The organism is Mesorhizobium sp. C399B (genome assembly GCF_030323185.1).
In the GTDB taxonomy this organism is placed as follows: Bacteria; Pseudomonadota; Alphaproteobacteria; order Rhizobiales; family Rhizobiaceae; genus Mesorhizobium.
Window position 1 is genome coordinate 6,297,242 of record NZ_CP100472.1, and the last position, 16,388, is coordinate 6,313,629.

The following is a 16,388-nucleotide window of genomic DNA, read 5'->3' on the forward strand; positions in this document are numbered from 1 at the left end:
TCGCTACGTCTAACGCGCGAGGCTGCGCCGGTCAGAAGCTGAGCCGCACCTTTCGGATCACTCCCGCAACCGACAGCTCGCGGTTCTCGTCGACCGCATTCTCGTCCTCATGATGCCATGCGGCCGACAGGCAGCCATAGGCGATGGCATGGTCGAGAATGGCAGCCGGCGTCTGGCCGAGTGTCCTGGCGAAGATCTCGGCCATATGCGCGATGCGCTCGGGATCGAGGCAGAGGTCGTCGCGCCCCAGTGGGTTGTAGAACAGATTGGCGGAGTCGAAGCCGGGATCGCCGAGCACGCCCTTCGGGTCGATCGCCAGCCAGCCGCGCGCACCGTGCAAAATGTTGTCGTGATGCAGATCGCCATGCAGCGGCTTGACCGCATGCGGGGCATCGAGCAGCCGGTCCGCGATTTCGGCGGCCTCGACATAGAGGCTGTGCTCTCCGGCGTCGCGATCGGCTCCGGCCTTTTTGAACAGGCTGGCAAACCGTGTCCGCAGCGGCTGCAGGTCCGGCGGGGCAGGGTGTCTTGAGGGCGAGAACAGTCTCCCCATCAACTCGGCCGCGATTGCGGTCGCGGCGTTGTCGCCTTCTTTGGCCAGAACTTCGGAAAGCAGGGTGTCGCCGGCATATTCCAGCAGCATGCGGTGGCCGTCCCGGCCAAGCAGCCGCACCGCGCCTTCGCCGCGCCGCCATGCGAGATAGTGCTCGCCGCGCAACTCGTCGTCGACATCGTCGAATGATTTGAGCGCCTTGACGATGGCCGGCGAGCCGTCCTCACGCCGCACCTTCCAGATGCGGCTCGAAAACGTCTCGGCAATGAGCTCGGGCGCGCTGATCTTCCAGCGCTTTGGAAATGCAGGCGCGTCCATTCAGAGCGTGATGCCGAAAAGTGTTAAGCGGTTTTCGGGCGACAGAATGCTCTCTCCAACTGAATTAAAGGCCGAGCATCAGATCCATGTTCTGAACGGCAGCACCCGAGGCGCCCTTTCCGAGATTGTCATAGACCGCAATCAGCAGCGCCTGCGCCCGGTCGTCATTGGCAAAGACATAGACCTTCATGCGGTTGGTGCCGTTATAGACCTCGGGATTGATCTCGGGCAGGCGCTCCACGTGCTCGTAAGGAGCTACCTCGACCACGCCGCCCTTGATGGCGGCAAAATGGTCGGCGATTGCCGCGTGCAGTTCGGCCCCGGCCGGCACATGGTCGAGCCCGCCGAGCTGCAGCGGCACCACTGTGATCATGCCTTGGGCGAAATTGCCGACCGCCGGCTGCATGATCGGATCGTGCGACAGCTTCGCATAGGTGCGCAGCTCCGGCACATGCTTGTGCTGCAGGGTCAGCCCATAGACCTGGAATTCAGAGGCATCCTCGCCCTTGGCGACATAGTCCTCGATCATCGGCCGGCCGCCGCCCGAATAGCCCGAAATGCCATTGACCGTGATCGGGAAATCCGCCGGCAGCAGACCGGCAGCGACCAGCGGCCGCAGCGTCGCGATCGGCCCTTGCGGCCAGCAGCCGGGATTGGCGACGCGTTTCGCATTGGCGATGATCCTGGCCTGATCCTTGTCCAGCTCGGCAAAACCGTATTCCCAGCCCTCGGCGACGCGATGCGCCGTGGAGGCGTCGATCACCTTGGTGGTGTCGTTGGCAATCAGCGACACGCTTTCCTTGGCAGCCGCATCCGGCAGGCACAGGATGGCGACATCGGCTGCATTGAGGAACTCGGCGCGCGCCGCCGTTTCCTTGCGGCGCTCGGCCGGGATCGAGATGATCTCGAGGTCGCCGCGCTCGGCCAGCAGCGCCCGGATCTGCAGGCCGGTGGTGCCGTGTTCGCCATCGATGAAGATTTTCGGTTTCATGTGCCCGTCAATTCCCTGCTAATTCAGGCCTATATGCCCTGGCCATGGTTTGCCGCGCCATGGTTGCCGCTGTTCAGCTCTTCCGCCCGCGCTTTTCGCTCGGCCACCAGGCCGAGATAGTGCATGGCCACCATCGAGCCGGCGATCGCCGTTATATCGGCGTGATCATAGGCCGGCGCAACCTCGACGACGTCGGCGCCGACAATATCGACCTGGCCGAGCTGGCGCAGCGTCGACAGGATTTTCGCCGAGGACGGTCCGCCGGCAACCGGCGTGCCGGTGCCGGGCGCAAAGGCCGGGTCGAGGCAGTCGATGTCGAAGGTGAGATAGGTCTTCCTGCCGCCGGTGCGGTCGACGATCGCATAGGCGATGTCGGAAGCCCGCATCTCCTCGATCTCGTGACCGTAAAGGATCTTGATGCCGAACGTATCGGGGGCATGCGTGCGGATGCCGATCTGGATCGAGCGGTCGGGGTCGATGATGCCTTCATTGACGGCGCGGCCGACGAACGAACCATGGTCGATGCGCTTGCCATCGTCAGGCCAGGTGTCCTGGTGCGCATCGAACTGCACCAGCGCCAGCGGCCCGTGGATGGCGGCATGTGCCTTGAGCAGCGGCCAGGTGACGAAATGATCGCCGCCGAGCGACAACAGGAAGGCACCCGATTTCAGGATCTTCGCCGCCTCGCGCTCGATCGTGCCTGGTGTCTTCTGGTGATTGCCTGAATCGAGCAGGCAATCGCCATAGTCGATGACGGCGAGATGCTCGAACAGGTCGCGCGAGAACGGATATTGCGGGTCGTTGTCGAGGATCGCCGAGGCGCGGCGGATCGCCTGCGGCCCGAAGCGCGCGCCCGGCCGGTTGGTGACGGCGGCATCGAACGGAATGCCCCACACGACGGCGTCCGCGCCCTTTGCATCCTTGGTGTATTTGCGCCGCATGAACGACAGCGCGCCGGCATAGGTCGGCTCGAAGGAAGGCCCCGTCTTGGAGCGGGCGGTGAACGCGTTGTCGATGGTCTGGTTCGCCATTACGGGTCCTTCTTTGTTCATCGGGCTGCCACAACTACAGAACCGGCACGCAAGATGCCAGTCACAGCTTGGCGAAACGCCATAGCGTTCTAGAGGGGCGACACAGGATTTGTATCGCCAAGGCGCAAGGCCCGGCGACTCCTCTCCGGCGGCCGCGGCGATGAACTGGCGGTGCAGGCCGGCATGCCGCCGAGACCGCGGTTTCTGAGCTGAACGCGGCGCCACCATCATCCATACCGACGAACCGAAGGCTGCGATTGGCTGGCTGGGGGCAACGGGTTTAGGGTGCCTTATGTGGATGAGGCGAAGCCGGCCGAGCCGGCGAATACGGCGAGTATCATTGGAGCGGAGGCTGGAGCTGCAATCTCCCTCCTTGAGGGGGAGATGGCCGGCAGGCCAGAGGGGGTCGCCTCGCGTGGAGCGCTAACCTCCCTCTGCCGCTGAGAAAAGGTCCAGCCCGGTCGAACCGACCCCCTCTGTCGCCTTTGGCGACATCTCCCCCTCGAGGGGGGAGATTGCTCGCGCTTCACGCCGCTTTCGCCACCCCATCCAATTCCCTCAGCACATCAGCCGACAGCTCCAGCTCCGCCGCCGCCAGGTTCTCTCTCAAATGCCCGACCGACGACGTCCCCGGGATCAGCAGGATGTTCGGCGAGCGGCGCAGCAGCCAGGCGAGCGCAACCTGCAAGGGTGTGGCGCCGAGCCGCGCGGCCACATCCGACAAGGTCGACGACTGCAGCGGGCTGAAGCCGCCGAGCGGGAAGAACGGCGTGTAGGCGATGCCGGCGCGCGCCAGTTCATCGATCAACGCGTCGTCGTCGCGATGCGCCAGATTGTACTGGTTCTGCACGCAGACGATCTCGGCGATCCCACGGCCTTCCTCGACCTGCGCAGGGGTGACGTTGCTCAGGCCGATATGGCGCACCAGGCCCTTCCGCTGCAGTTCGGCAAGCGCCGTCAACTGCGTCTCGATCGAGCCCTCGGCGGGACCCATCACCCCGAACATGATGCGCAGATTGACGACATCCAGCACCTCAAGACCGAGATTCCTGAGATTATCGTGCACGGCCTGCTCAAGTTCCTTGGCGGAATAGGCAGGCAGCCATGAGCCGTCGCTGCCGCGCCGCGCCCCGATCTTTGTGACGATGACGAGGTCTTGCGGATAGGGCGCCAGCGCTTCGCGGATCAGCTGGTTGGTGACATGCGGGCCATAATAGTCGCTGGTGTCGATGTGGTTGACCCCGGAGGCCACCGCTTCGCGCAGCACTGCAATGGCCGCGTCATGATTCTTCGGCGGACCGAAAACGTGCGGGCCGGCAAGTTGCATGGCGCCGTAGCCGAGCCGTTTCACGGTGTGGCTGCCGAGGGTGAATGTGCCGGATTTTTGGATGGTGGACATGGTCGGTCTCCTTTGAGGAGGCGAAGATAGACGCTGCTCAACCTCGGGATAATAAGGTACAATCCGTACAGCTTGTGCGGAATGGCGAACAATGATGGACCTTGGCGATCTGAACGCTTTCGTGACGGTGGCGCGTGCCGGCGGCTTTCGCGAAGGGGCTCGCGCCGGCGGCGGCAGCGCGTCGGGCCTGAGCGAAGCGGTGCGCCGCCTGGAGACGCAGCTCGGCGTCAGGCTGTTCAACCGCACGACACGCAGCGTCGTTCCGACCGACGCAGGTCTCAGCCTGCTCGGACGGCTTGGCCCGGCGCTGTCGGAGGTGGAGGCGGCCCTCGACGTGGTCAATGGCTTTCGCGACAGGCCGGCTGGTTCGCTGCGCCTCAACGTCCCGGTCAGCGCCGCGCGGCTGATATTGCCCGACATCGTTCCGGGCTTCCTCGCCGCCTATCCCGGCATTCGGCTGGAGGTCATCGCCGATGAGAACTTCGTCGACGTGCTGGCGGCGGGCTGCGACGCCGGCATCCGCTATGACGAGCGACTGGAGCAGGACATGATCGCGGTGCCGATCGGACCGCGCGTCCAGCGCTTCGCCACTGGCGCCAGCCCCGCCTATCTCGAGCGCCATGGGCGGCCGCAGCACCCGAGCGACCTGCTTGGCCATGCTTGTCTGCGCGGTCGTTTTGCCAGCGGTGCGATGCTGCCGTGGGAATTCGAGCGCGACGGCGAGGTGGTGCGGGTCGACACGACGGGGCCGTTGATCGTGCGGATCGGCGGGGCGAGCGATCTTGCCGTCCATGCGGCCATTGCCGGCAGCGGCATCGTCGCTCTCTTCGAGGGCTGGCTTCGCCCTCACTTCGAAAGCGGCGCCCTGGAGCCCGTGCTCGAACCGTGGTGGCAGAGCTTTCCCGGGCCATTTCTGTACTATCCCGGACGGCGTCTGGTTCCGGCGCCGCTACGGGCGTTTATCGATTATATCAAGGCCGGCAAGTTCTGAGACTTGAACCGAGGCCGGCGCCATCACCCCACCCGGCGCTTCGCGCCGACCTCCCATCGAGGAGAGGTAGGGCGTCGCGCTCTTATGGTCGGGTTTTGGTGTCAGCCGAGCCCCCGTGGATTGTTCAGGGCGGCAAAACTGCCGTGACCCCTACCTCCCCTCGATGGGGAGGTCGCGCCGAAGGCGCGGGCGGGGTGACTGCCGTGACCGCAAAACAAAAAAGGCCGCCCGGAAGCGGCCTTTCGATTGCTTGAAGCCCGATACGCTTAGCGCTTCGAGAACTGGAAGGAACGGCGGGCCTTCGCCTTGCCGTACTTCTTGCGCTCGACGACGCGGCTGTCGCGGGTCAGGAAGCCGCCCTTCTTGAGCACGGCGCGCAGTGCCGGCTCATAGTAGGTCAGCGCCTTGGAGATGCCGTGACGAACGGCACCGGCCTGGCCGGACAGGCCGCCGCCGATGACGGTGGCGACGATGTCGTACTGGCCGGCGCGGTTGGAAGCCATGATCGGCTGGTTGAGGATCATCTGCAGGACCGGACGCGCGAAATAGGTCGCGAATTCCTTGTCGTTGACGACGATCTTGCCCGAACCCGGCTTCACCCAGACGCGGGCGATGGCGTTCTTGCGCTTGCCGGTGGCATAGGCGCGGCCCGACTTGTCGAGCTTCTGGACATGGACGGGTGCTGCCGGCTGGGTGTTGGTGTTGCCGGTGGCGGCGCCCAATTCTGCGAGCGAGGAAAGCTCAGCCATCTTATGCAACCTTCTTGTTCTTGGCGTTCAGCGCGCCGACGTCGAGGGTGACGGGCTGCTGGGCGACATGCGGATGTTCCGTGCCTGCATAGACGCGGAGGTTCTTCATCTGGCGACGGCCGAGCGGCCCGCGCGGGATCATGCGTTCGACGGCCTTCTCGACGACACGCTCGGGGAAACGGCCCTCGAGCAGCTGGCGCGCGGTGCGCTCCTTGATGCCGCCGGGGTGACCGGTGTGCCAGTAATAGACCTTGTCGGTGAACTTCTTGCCGGTGAACACCACCTTGTCGGCATTGATGACGATGACGTTATCGCCGTCGTCGACATGCGGGGTGAAGGTGGGCTTGTGCTTGCCGCGAAGATGATTGGCGATGACAGTGGCGAGACGGCCGACGACGAGACCCTCGGCGTCGATCAGCACCCACTTCTTCACCACATCCGCAGGCTTCTGCGAAAAGGTTGCCATGGATTTTCTGCTTTCGATTTTGACCTTCCGAAGAAGGCGTTTCTTGTTGCTTGGATTGGCGACAAGGCACTTGCCCGCCGCCAATAACAAAACGGCGGCCTTTGCGGGCCGCTGCTTCGTGACGGCTTATAGGCGAGGGGGTGGTGCACGTCAAGGCGCGGGAAAAGCACGTCTGCTCGTAAAGTGTAATAAAAACAAAGGTTTGATCAAAAGGTATTATTTTACCACATCGGCGGCGCGCTTCGGCGGGATCGAATAGGTGCCGGTCGCATGCGCTACCGTGTGTCCCTTCGGTCCGGCGACGATGTCGATATCGAACACCATCAGGCTCTTGCCCAGCTTCAGGATGCGGCAATGGCCGTCGATCGGCCCGGCTTCGGCCTTGCGGACAAAATTGATGTTGAGGTTGACGGTAACCGAAAGCGCATCCGGCCCGGCATGGCTGAGCACGCAGACATAGCCGCCAATGTCGGCCAGCGTGAACAGCGAGGGCCCGGACACCGTGCCGCCGGGACGCAAATGCCGTTCGCTGGCGTTGAGCCGCACCGTGCAGCCGCCGGGAAACACATCGAGCGCCTCATACGACGTGAACTCGTCGTTGAGCTGGGGGTAGACGCTGGCCATCAGCGCATTGACTTCAGCCGCCGTCAGCACCGGCTTGAGATTGTCCTGGGCGGGCATGTCGGTCTCTCGTTCTATGCCGGGCCTGTATGAACGCAATGATGCGCTTCTGGCAACACCTCTGGCGCAAGCGATGGGTGTTGATGAAACTCGATCCGATATTAGATAGTCTGGCGGCGCCCGGCGGAATCGCGGAGACCCTTGTCATGGCCGAAATCCTTTCGATCAAACCTGTTGCCATAGACGGGCCGGTCATCGCCGGGCTGGACAAGGGCGTGCTGCGCCTGACGCTCGCCAATCCGCCCGCCAATGCCTTGTCGCTTTCCGTCATGGCGGCATTGAGCGCCGAGCTCGACCGTGCCAAGGCCAACAAATCGGTCCGCGTCATCGTCTTGGCGGCCGCCGGGAAAGTCTTCTGCGCCGGTCACGATCTCAAGGAAATGACCGCGCGCCGCGCCGACGCCGACAAGGGCAAGGGGTTTTTCGAGCAGACATTTTCGGCTTGCGCGGCGTTGATGCAGCAGATCGTGCGCCATCCGCTCCCGATCATCGCCGAAGTCGATGGCCTAGCCACCGCTGCGGGGCTGCAACTGGTTTGCAGTTGCGACCTCGCCATTGCCTCGCATGAAGCGACCTTCTGCACGCCGGGCGTCAATATCGGCCTGTTTTGTTCGACGCCGATGGTGGCGCTGTCACGCAACGTGTCTCACAAGCACGCCATGGAAATGCTGCTCACCGGCGAGACCATCGATGCCGCAACCGCCAAGGAATTCGGCTTGGTCAACCGCGTCGTGCCGCGCGAATACCTGAATCAGATCGTCACCAAATACGCGCAAACCATTGCCTCCAAATCATCTCTGGTGGTCAAGACCGGCAAGGAAGCCTTTTACGCGCAGGCCGAGATGGGGTTGGCGGACGCGTATGCCTATACCGGCCGCGTCATGGTCGAGAACATGCTGGCCCGCGACGCCGAGGAAGGCATCGGCGCCTTCATCGGCAAGCGCAAACCGGAATGGACGGACGAATAGGTTTTCGATCCATGGAACCGCGCATCTCCATCATCACCATCGCCACCGACGATCTCGAACGCGCCGTGCGCTTTTACGAAGGCATGGGCTTGAAGCGCCACGCCGGCATCACCGATGGCGTCGCCTTCTTCCAGATGGGCGGCGCCATTCTCGGCCTGTTCCCGAGGCCAAGCGCCGAGGAGGATTCAGGCATTGCCTTCGCCGCAGCACCGTCGGCGGTCTACCTCGCCTACAACACCCGCTCCGATGCCGAAGTCGACGACGTGCTGGCGGCCGCCGAGAAGGCCGGCGGCAGGATCGTCAAGCCGGCAGGCCGCGCCTTCTGGGGCGGCTGGTATGGATATTTCGCCGATGCCGACGGCCATGTCTGGGAAGTCGCACACAATCCGGCCTTCCCGATCGCGGATGACGGCACCATCTCGCTGCCGGACTGAGCGTCCGCATGGGCTATCGCAAGCAACTGACCCGGCTTAAGGCGCCTTATCTCAAACGCATCCTGATTGACCCCGAGCGCGTGGAAGATTGGGAAAAATATCCATGGAACCTGCCGCTGTTTCGCGGCCGTGAATTCGAGCTCGAATTCACCACGCCGATCACCATCATTGTCGGTGAAAACGGCACCGGCAAATCGACACTGCTGGAAGCCATCGGCGCGCTGGCCGGTTACGACGAGGCCGGCGGCGGCAAGGGCTATCGTCCGGTCGATCATTCCATCGCCATCGACAAGAGCGGTGCGGCACTGGCGAATACATTCCGCGGCCACTGGCTGCCAAAAGTCACCGCCGGCTGGTTCTTTCGTGCCGAATCTTTTTACTCGGTCGCGCGCTATCTCGACCAGGCGGCACTCGAAGACCCGTTCGGACCGCCGCCACCGGACTTTCTATCGTGGTCGCATGGCGAAGGGTTCATTCGCTTTTTCGAGGAGCGCTGCCGCCGGCAAGGCATCTACATCCTCGACGAGCCCGAAAGCGCGCTGTCGCCGTCGCGGCAGATCGAATTGTTGAAGATGCTGCGGCGCATGGACCAGTCAGGCACGGCGCAAGTGATCATGGCGACGCATTCGCCGCTGCTGATGGCTTGTCCCGGCGCGCGGCTCTTCCGAATCAGCCGTTTCGGCCTCGATCCGACCGATTTCACCGATACCGATCATTTTCGCATGATGCGCGACTTCTGCACGGACCCGCAGTCCTTTATGGAGGAAGCACTGAGGGAGACCGACGAGTGAATCACGATAGCTACGACAATGCCTATATCGGCGGCATCCTCAATTCTGTGAAGACCATCGCCATGGTCGGCGCGTCGGCCAACGATGTCAGGCCGAGCTTTTTCGTGCTGAAATATCTGCTGGCCAAGGGCTTTTCGGTGTTTCCGATCAATCCTGGGCAGGCCGGCAAGGAAATCCTCGGCCGCATGACCTATGCCAGCCTTGCCGATCTGCCGGAGCCGGTCGACATGGTCGACATCTTTCGCGCCTCTGCATCGGTGCCCGGCATTGTCGATGAGGTGCTGAAGCTCGACCCCTTGCCGAAGGTGATCTGGATGCAGCTTGGCGTGCGCGACGACGAGGCGGCCGCGCGCGCCGAGGCGGCCGGTATCAAGGTGGTGATGAACCGCTGCCCGAAGATCGAATACGGCAAGCTGTCGGGCGAGATCGGCTGGACCGGCGTCAACTCCGGTGTGCTTTCGTCGAAGAAGCCGCTGATGCGGTCGGGATTCCAGAGTTTCGGTGTGCGCCAGAAGTAAGGCAGTGAATGGTGAATAGAAGGATTTTCCTGGAAGCCGGGTAAAGCCGCATATGAGCGGCTTGCAATCAAGGTGGGACTGGCCGACTTTGCGACCACCATTCATCGCTCACCATTGACCATTTCATCATTCACACGTTTACCGCTCACGGAGGTTTTCGATGACCCGCACGCCCGGTTTCAACACGCTCGCCGTCCATGCCGGCGCCAAGCCCGACCCGGCGACGGGCGCACGCGCCACGCCGATCTACCAGACGACCTCCTTTGTGTTCGACGATGCCGACCATGCCGCCTCGCTGTTCGGGCTGAAGGCCTTCGGCAACATCTACACCCGCATCATGAACCCGACCCAGGCGGTGCTGGAAGAGCGGATCGCGGCGCTCGAAGGCGGCACGGCTGCACTTGCCGTTGCTTCCGGCCATGCCGCACAGGTGATCGTGTTCCACAATCTCATGCGGCCTGGCGATAATTTCGTCGCCGCCACAAGGCTTTACGGTGGTTCGATCAATCAGTTCGGCCATGCCTTCAAGAATTTCGGCTGGGAGGTGCGTTGGGCCGACACCAACGACGTCTCCACTTTCGAAAGCCAGATCGATGGCAAGACCAAGGCGATCTTCATCGAGAGCCTGGCCAATCCCGGCGGCACCTTCGTCGACATCGAGAAGATCGGCGACATCGCCCGCAAGCACGGCTTGCCGCTCATCGTCGACAACACGCTGGCCTCGCCCTATCTGGTGCGGCCGATCGAGCATGGCGCCGACATCGTCGTCCATTCGCTGACCAAGTTCATCGGCGGCCACGGCAATTCGATCGGCGGCGCCATCGTCGATGGCGGCACGTTCGACTGGTCGAAATCCGGCAAATATCCGATGCTGTCGGAGCCGCGCCCCGAATATGGCGGCCTTGTCCTGCACGAAACCTTCGGCAATTTCGCTTTCGCCATCGCCGCGCGCGTGCTTGGCCTGCGTGACATCGGCCCGGCGATTTCGCCGTTCAATGCCTTCCTGATCCTGACCGGGCTGGAGACCTTGCCGCTCAGGATGCAGCGCCATTGCGACAATGCGATCACCGTAGCCGGCTGGCTGTCCAACCACCCCAAGGTCGCCTGGGTCAACTATCCCGGCCTGCCCAGCGACAAGAACAACGCGCTGCAGAAGAAATACTCGCCGCAAGGCGCCGGTGCTGTCTTCACCTTCGGCCTGAAGGGCGGCTACGAGGCCGGCATCAAGTTCGTCGAGGCGCTCGAACTGTTCTCGCACCTCGCCAATGTCGGCGACACCAAGTCGCTGGTCATCCATCCGGCATCGACCACGCATCGCCAGCTTTCCGACGAGCAGAAGGTCAAGGCGGGTGCGGGACCGGACACGGTCCGGCTTTCCGTCGGCATCGAGGATGTCAACGACATCGTCGCCGACCTGGAACAGGCTTTGGCCAAGGTTTGATTTTTTTTGAGTGAGTAGTGAGTAGTGAGTAGTGAGTAGTAGTCGGTATTAACTAGTTAGCAGTGATTAGTGATTAGCCACCCGCTCGAGGGAGCGCTTTCCGCTCACTACTCACTACTCACTACTCACTAACCTGTTGGAGGCAAACCCTGTCCGCGCATTACCTGGCCATATTGACCGACAGCGTCGACGCCGAGATTGGCGCCCCGGCGCCGGATCGTCTGATGGCGGGCGATCCGAAGTTCCGCACCTGGAATGTCGAGGAGCGCGATGGCCGCCTCTATGCCGGCATCTGGGAAGCGACGCCGGGCAAATGGCGCATCGAATATGACGAATGGGAGTTCTGCCACATCCTGTCCGGCGTCTCGGTGGTTGCCGAGGATGGCGGCGAGGCCCGCACGGTGCGCGCCGGCGACAGCTTCGTGCTCAGGCCAGGCTTCAGGGGCAGCTGGGAAGTGCTTGAAACGACCCGCAAGGAGTATGTGATCAAGCTCTGATTTCGCGGTGCAAGGACTCTGGTTGAGCTATCTCTGAGAAGGTGGCGCCGACCCCTCGCCACCCCAGCCTCGCGTCAGAAACCGACGGCGAGCTTTTCCAGCCCATGGAAATGATAGGTGTCGCGGAAGCGCGGCTGCTCCGCAAGATGGAGTTGCGGCTGCCGCTCGAACAGGGTTTTCAGCGACACCTGCAATTCCAGCCGCGCCAGCGGCGCACCAATACAGAAATGGATACCGGCGCCGAACGAGACATTCTTCTGGTCTGGTCGGCCGGGCCGGAAGGCGCCAGGTTCGGCAAAGGCAAGCGGATCATGATTGGCCATGCCGAGCAGCAGGCCGACCGTCTCGCCCGGTTGTACGACAACCCCCGATGTCACCTCGACCTCCTGATAGGCGTAGCGGGTGAACATGTGCAGCGGCGCGTCGAAGCGCAGGCACTCCTCGACCGTTGCAGCGGTTGCTTCCGGCGAGGTGAAGAAACGGCCGGGGTCGCCGCCTTGCGCCAGCAACGTGCGCACGGCGTTGCCGGTTTGATGGACGGTCGCCTCGTGGCCTGCATTGAGCAACAGGATGGCAGACGAGACCAACTCGTCTTCCGACAGCTTCTGGCCATCCTCTTGTGCCGCGATCAGCAGCGATAGCAGGTCGTCGCCAGGCTTCTTCCGCCGCTCGGTGACATAGCCGCGCAAAAAGTCGGAAAAATCGTGCGCGGCGCGATTGGCCGCTTCCTCGGTCTCGCGCGTCCGGCCATGCATGTACATGGCCACCATCCGGTGCGACCAGTCGAGCAGTTGCGGCCCCATTTCGACCGGCACACCGAGCATTTCGGCAATGATGGTGATCGGCAAAGGTGCGGCGAAGCTGGGCAATAGATCGACCTGGCGCGGTTCGAAACGGTCGATCAGCTCATTGGCCAGCGCCTCCACGCGCGGCCGCAGCCGCTCGACCTGGCGCGAGACGAAGGCGCGGTTGACCAGGGTTCTGAGCCTGGTGTGCACCGGCGGCTCCAGCTCCAGCATCGAATTGCTCTCGATGCCGTCGAAAGCGGCCAAATGCGAGCGATCCTCGCCGATGCCGCGGCTGTCGGGAATGCCGGCCGGGTTCTGGCGACCGAAGCGGCGGTCGCGCAACAGCCGGTTGACGTCGTCGAAGCCGCCAAAGCACCAAAAGCCGAATTCCTCCCAGAAGAAGGCATTCGATGCGCCATGCAGGACGGCATAGGCGTCGTAGGGGTTCTGGAAAAACGCCGGTTCGTGCGGATCGAGCCGCAGGCGGCGCGTGGCTGGATCAAAGGCGAGGTAGGGCGGCATGGATGTGGTCATGCCAGACCATTACCGCGGCTTGCCGGCTTGGTGCCAGACCGGATGTTGGCACCCGACGGCCCTATGGATTGAGCCAACCGAGGCGGACCTCGGCGAAGTACCGAAGTCTAATCCTCGCAATGCCTGGCAATATGCACGCGGCGCCAGCTGGTCGAGCCTTCCTGCACCACCACCCGGCGCGCCATCCTCTGGTATGACGGCGCTATCTGGGTGACGTGCCGCCGCTCGGGCCGCACCAGCACTTCATGGGCGACGCTCTCATATTCGGCCGGCAGCACAACCCGGCGGGTGCGCTCCGGTTCAACCACCACTGTTTCGGCCACACGCGCGTAGCGGGCCTTGCGCCACACCTTGCACAGCACCTTGCGGCCGTGGATGACGCGCCATTCCCAGGCATAGCCGCCATCGTCGACCTGGACCGTGCGGTAAACGGTGCGGGTTCTCGCCGGTACGATGTCATAGGTGACTCGGGGCGGCGCGATCTGCTCGACGCGCTCCATGGTGCCATAGATCGGCGGATCATAGTCGACCAACTGCCCGCCGGGACTGACCATGACGTCTTCATAGACGGTGTCATAGAGCGCCGGCCTGTGCACCGGCTCATAGCATTCGGCGGCCCGGCCGCCGGCAACCGCATCGGACACCATGCCGAGACCGGCAAGGCCGGAGATGGCGAGGCAAGCAGTTTTCCTGATCATGGCACTCCCCCTGTTTGAACCCGAAACGTGAGGTTCAATGTTGAATTGTAGGGGAAGGTTCTCCGGGGGAAAGCGGTTTCGCCGCATTTCGTTAAGCGACGCGGTTAAGGAATTGCTACACCGCAAAAACGCCGCTGGCCGCGTTCGGACTTTCCCTTGCGCGGAAACCTTGATTCGACTTAACCAGATGGCTAGGAGGAGGCGGCCTTGCGCTAGGGTGAGCCGGCATCCTATTTACATTCTAACCGTCAAGAACCGATTCTGCCCGATGTTCCGGCGCCGGAATCCCCATCTCCAAAAAGGGTAGTCCATGAAGAACCCCGTCGAAACCTACATGAACCTCGTTCCGATGGTGGTCGAGCAGACCAATCGCGGCGAGCGGGCCTACGACATTTTCTCGCGCCTGCTGAAAGAGCGCATCATTTTCATCACCGGCCCGGTCGAAGACGGTATGGCGACGCTGGTTTGTGCACAGCTTTTGTTCCTCGAGGCCGAGAACCCGAAGAAAGAGATCAATCTCTACATCAACTCGCCGGGCGGCGTGGTGACCTCGGGCATGGCGATCTACGACACCATGCAGTTCATCAAGCCGGCAGTGTCGACGCTGTGCATCGGCCAGGCGGCGTCGATGGGCTCGCTGCTTCTGACCGCCGGCCACAAGGACATGCGTTTTGCCACGCCGAACGCCCGCATCATGGTTCACCAGCCTTCCGGCGGTTTCCAGGGCCAGGCCTCCGACATCGAGCGGCACGCGCAGGACATCATCAAGCTGAAGCGCCGCCTCAACGAGGTCTACGTCAAACACACCGGTAAGAGCTACGAAGACATTGAAAAGACGCTTGACCGCGACCATTTCATGACAGCCGACGAAGCCAAGGATTTCGGCCTCATCGACAAGGTCATTTCGTCGCGCGAGCCGGTCGAAGGCGCTGCGGCATAAGCGCTGCATGGCAGTTGCGTGGGTGGATAACGCGCTTTTGCTGGGATTTGCGGCATTTCGGCCACAATTGGCTGTTCCCTCGGTGGATGGGATTGCCTACGTTAAGGCTATGTTGATTTTCGACGGCTTAGCTTTGTGCAGGGTTGGCGCGAATCATTGCGACGTTTTCTGATTTGTGTTTCGTACGGAATGCGTTGCGGGAGCCGGGACACTGGCGGCGGCGAATTCCCGCGATAGATAGAATATGCGCCCTTTCAGCCAGACCATCGGCGGGCGGCCATGAAAGGACAGGAAAATGAGCAAAGTCGGCAACAACAGCGGTGATTCGAAGAACACGCTTTATTGCTCGTTTTGCGGCAAAAGCCAGCACGAGGTGCGCAAGCTGATCGCCGGCCCAACGGTGTTCATCTGCGACGAGTGCGTAGAGCTGTGCATGGACATCATCCGCGAGGAGAACAAGACCTCGATGGTGAAGTCGCGCGAGGGCGTGCCGACCCCGCAGGAGATCCTGAAGGTTCTCGACGACTATGTCATCGGCCAGCCCTACGCCAAGCGCGTGCTGTCGGTGGCTGTCCACAACCACTACAAGCGCCTGGCGCATGCCGGCAAGAACAACGACGTCGAATTGGCGAAGTCCAACATCCTGCTGATCGGCCCGACCGGCTGCGGCAAGACGCTGCTTGCCCAGACGCTGGCCCGCATCATCGACGTGCCCTTCACCATGGCCGACGCGACGACGCTGACCGAAGCCGGTTACGTCGGCGAGGACGTCGAAAACATCATCCTGAAGCTGCTGCAGTCGGCCGACTACAATGTCGAGCGCGCCCAGCGCGGCATCGTCTACATCGATGAAATCGACAAGATTTCGCGCAAGTCCGACAACCCATCGATCACCCGCGACGTGTCGGGCGAGGGTGTGCAGCAGGCGCTTCTGAAGATCATGGAAGGCACCGTTGCCTCCGTGCCGCCGCAGGGCGGCCGCAAGCATCCGCAGCAGGAGTTCCTGCAGGTCGACACCGCCAACATCCTGTTCATCTGCGGCGGCGCCTTCGCCGGGCTGGACAAGATCATCTCGGATCGCGGCAGGAAGACTTCCATCGGCTTCGGCGCCATCGTCGCTTCGCCCGAGGATCGCCGCACCGGTGACGTGTTCCGCCTGGTCGAGCCCGAGGATCTCTTGAAGTTCGGCCTCATCCCCGAGTTTGTCGGCCGTCTGCCGGTCCTGGCGACGCTGGAAGACCTCGACGAGCCGGCGCTGATCCAGATCCTGACCGAGCCGAAAAACGCGCTGGTCAAGCAGTATCAGCGGCTGTTCGAGATGGAGAGTGTCGACCTGACCTTCCATGAGAATGCGCTGTCGGCGATCGCCAAGCGCGCCATCGAGCGCAAGACCGGCGCCCGTGGCCTCCGCTCGATCATGGAAGCGATCCTGCTCGACACCATGTTCGAACTGCCCGCCCTGGAAGGCGTGCGCGAAGTGGTGATTTCGGAAGAAGTGGTGACCGGCAGCGCCCGGCCGCTCTACATCTATTCCGAGCAGAAGGAAAAGAAGGGCAACGTCAGCGCCTGATCTGGCATCTGGCCTAACCTTTTTATGGAA

General features: G+C 62.6%; 18 protein-coding genes and 1 pseudogene. 10 read left to right on the top strand and 9 right to left on the bottom strand.

Annotated features, from left to right (window positions below):
• Positions 1-31: 31 nt before the first annotated feature.
• From NLY36_RS30145 to speB, 3 genes are all read right to left on the bottom strand, one after another.
• The gene (locus NLY36_RS30145; RefSeq protein WP_023736495.1) at positions 32-871 is read right to left on the bottom strand and encodes an aminoglycoside phosphotransferase family protein; all 840 of its coding nucleotides are present in this window, start codon (positions 869-871) and stop codon (positions 32-34) included.
• A gap of 64 nt (positions 872-935) precedes the next feature.
• Positions 936-1,862: an N-acetyl-gamma-glutamyl-phosphate reductase gene (argC, locus tag NLY36_RS30150; protein ID WP_023682318.1), complete on the bottom strand. Its 927-nt coding sequence runs from the start codon at positions 1,860-1,862 to the stop codon at positions 936-938.
• A gap of 29 nt (positions 1,863-1,891) precedes the next feature.
• Positions 1,892-2,893 carry an agmatinase gene (gene speB / locus NLY36_RS30155; protein WP_023669405.1) on the bottom strand — a complete coding sequence of 334 codons (1,002 nt, stop codon included), beginning with the start codon at positions 2,891-2,893 and terminating at the stop codon, positions 1,892-1,894.
• Positions 2,894-3,034: 141 nt separating this feature from the next.
• Here speB and NLY36_RS30160 point away from each other — a divergent pair.
• A pseudogene (locus NLY36_RS30160) lies at positions 3,035-3,232 on the top strand (glycerophosphodiester phosphodiesterase family protein); the annotation flags it as partial.
• A gap of 187 nt (positions 3,233-3,419) precedes the next feature.
• On the opposite strand, the gene NLY36_RS30165 reads toward NLY36_RS30160, so the two are convergent.
• On the bottom strand, positions 3,420-4,292 hold the full coding sequence (locus tag NLY36_RS30165) for an aldo/keto reductase family oxidoreductase (RefSeq protein WP_023736496.1): 873 nt from the start codon (positions 4,290-4,292) through the stop codon (positions 3,420-3,422).
• Positions 4,293-4,383: 91 nt separating this feature from the next.
• Between NLY36_RS30165 and NLY36_RS30170 the strand changes: the two genes are divergently transcribed.
• Positions 4,384-5,283, top strand: coding sequence for a LysR family transcriptional regulator (locus NLY36_RS30170; protein ID WP_023693291.1), 900 nt, complete (start codon positions 4,384-4,386; stop codon positions 5,281-5,283).
• A gap of 266 nt (positions 5,284-5,549) precedes the next feature.
• On the opposite strand, the gene rpsI is transcribed toward NLY36_RS30170, so the two are convergent.
• From rpsI to NLY36_RS30185, 3 genes are all read right to left on the bottom strand, one after another.
• The gene (gene rpsI, locus NLY36_RS30175) at positions 5,550-6,032 is read right to left on the bottom strand and encodes a 30S ribosomal protein S9 (RefSeq protein ID WP_023736497.1); all 483 of its coding nucleotides are present in this window, start codon (positions 6,030-6,032) and stop codon (positions 5,550-5,552) included.
• Between the two features lies 1 nt (position 6,033).
• Positions 6,034-6,498, bottom strand: coding sequence for a 50S ribosomal protein L13 (rplM, locus tag NLY36_RS30180; protein ID WP_023669409.1), 465 nt, complete (start codon positions 6,496-6,498; stop codon positions 6,034-6,036).
• Between the two features lie 216 nt (positions 6,499-6,714).
• Positions 6,715-7,179 (bottom strand): PaaI family thioesterase, encoded by a 465-nt coding sequence (locus NLY36_RS30185; protein WP_023693292.1) that lies wholly within the window; start codon positions 7,177-7,179, stop codon positions 6,715-6,717.
• A 146-nt stretch (positions 7,180-7,325) separates the two neighbouring features.
• On the opposite strand from NLY36_RS30185, the gene NLY36_RS30190 reads away from it, so the two are divergent.
• The 6 genes from NLY36_RS30190 (at position 7,326) to NLY36_RS30215 (ending at position 11,828) form a co-directional block, all read left to right on the top strand.
• On the top strand, positions 7,326-8,147 hold the full coding sequence (locus NLY36_RS30190; RefSeq protein WP_023689473.1) for an enoyl-CoA hydratase: 822 nt from the start codon (positions 7,326-7,328) through the stop codon (positions 8,145-8,147).
• 11 nt (positions 8,148-8,158) lie between these two features.
• A complete protein-coding gene (locus tag NLY36_RS30195) occupies positions 8,159-8,581 on the top strand; it encodes a VOC family protein (protein ID WP_023689472.1) in 423 nt (140 codons plus the stop codon).
• A gap of 8 nt (positions 8,582-8,589) precedes the next feature.
• Positions 8,590-9,372 carry an AAA family ATPase gene (locus NLY36_RS30200; RefSeq protein WP_023736498.1) on the top strand — a complete coding sequence of 261 codons (783 nt, stop codon included), beginning with the start codon at positions 8,590-8,592 and terminating at the stop codon, positions 9,370-9,372.
• Positions 9,369-9,890, top strand: coding sequence for a CoA-binding protein (locus NLY36_RS30205; protein WP_023711525.1), 522 nt, complete (start codon positions 9,369-9,371; stop codon positions 9,888-9,890). Before NLY36_RS30200 ends, NLY36_RS30205 begins: the two co-directional genes overlap by 4 nt.
• A 160-nt stretch (positions 9,891-10,050) precedes the next feature.
• A complete protein-coding gene (locus tag NLY36_RS30210) occupies positions 10,051-11,331 on the top strand; it encodes an O-acetylhomoserine aminocarboxypropyltransferase (RefSeq protein ID WP_023736499.1) in 1,281 nt (426 codons plus the stop codon).
• A 149-nt stretch (positions 11,332-11,480) separates the two neighbouring features.
• Entirely contained in the window at positions 11,481-11,828 is a 348-nt protein-coding gene (locus NLY36_RS30215) for a cupin domain-containing protein (RefSeq protein ID WP_023697420.1), read from the top strand.
• 74 nt (positions 11,829-11,902) lie between these two features.
• On the opposite strand, the gene NLY36_RS30220 is transcribed toward NLY36_RS30215, so the two are convergent.
• Both NLY36_RS30220 and NLY36_RS30225 read right to left on the bottom strand, forming a co-directional pair.
• Entirely contained in the window at positions 11,903-13,150 is a 1,248-nt protein-coding gene (locus NLY36_RS30220; protein WP_023736500.1) for a cytochrome P450, read from the bottom strand.
• A 107-nt stretch (positions 13,151-13,257) separates the two neighbouring features.
• The gene (locus NLY36_RS30225) at positions 13,258-13,848 is read right to left on the bottom strand and encodes a hypothetical protein (RefSeq protein WP_023689466.1); all 591 of its coding nucleotides are present in this window, start codon (positions 13,846-13,848) and stop codon (positions 13,258-13,260) included.
• A 310-nt stretch (positions 13,849-14,158) separates the two neighbouring features.
• Between NLY36_RS30225 and clpP the strand changes: the two genes are divergently transcribed.
• Together clpP and clpX are read left to right on the top strand one after the other, a co-directional pair.
• Complete coding sequence (gene clpP / locus NLY36_RS30230) at positions 14,159-14,788, top strand: ATP-dependent Clp endopeptidase proteolytic subunit ClpP (RefSeq protein ID WP_023682306.1); 630 nt, start codon at positions 14,159-14,161, stop codon at positions 14,786-14,788.
• 295 nt (positions 14,789-15,083) lie between these two features.
• Entirely contained in the window at positions 15,084-16,358 is a 1,275-nt protein-coding gene (gene clpX / locus NLY36_RS30235; protein WP_023682305.1) for an ATP-dependent Clp protease ATP-binding subunit ClpX, read from the top strand.
• Positions 16,359-16,388 lie beyond the last annotated feature (30 nt).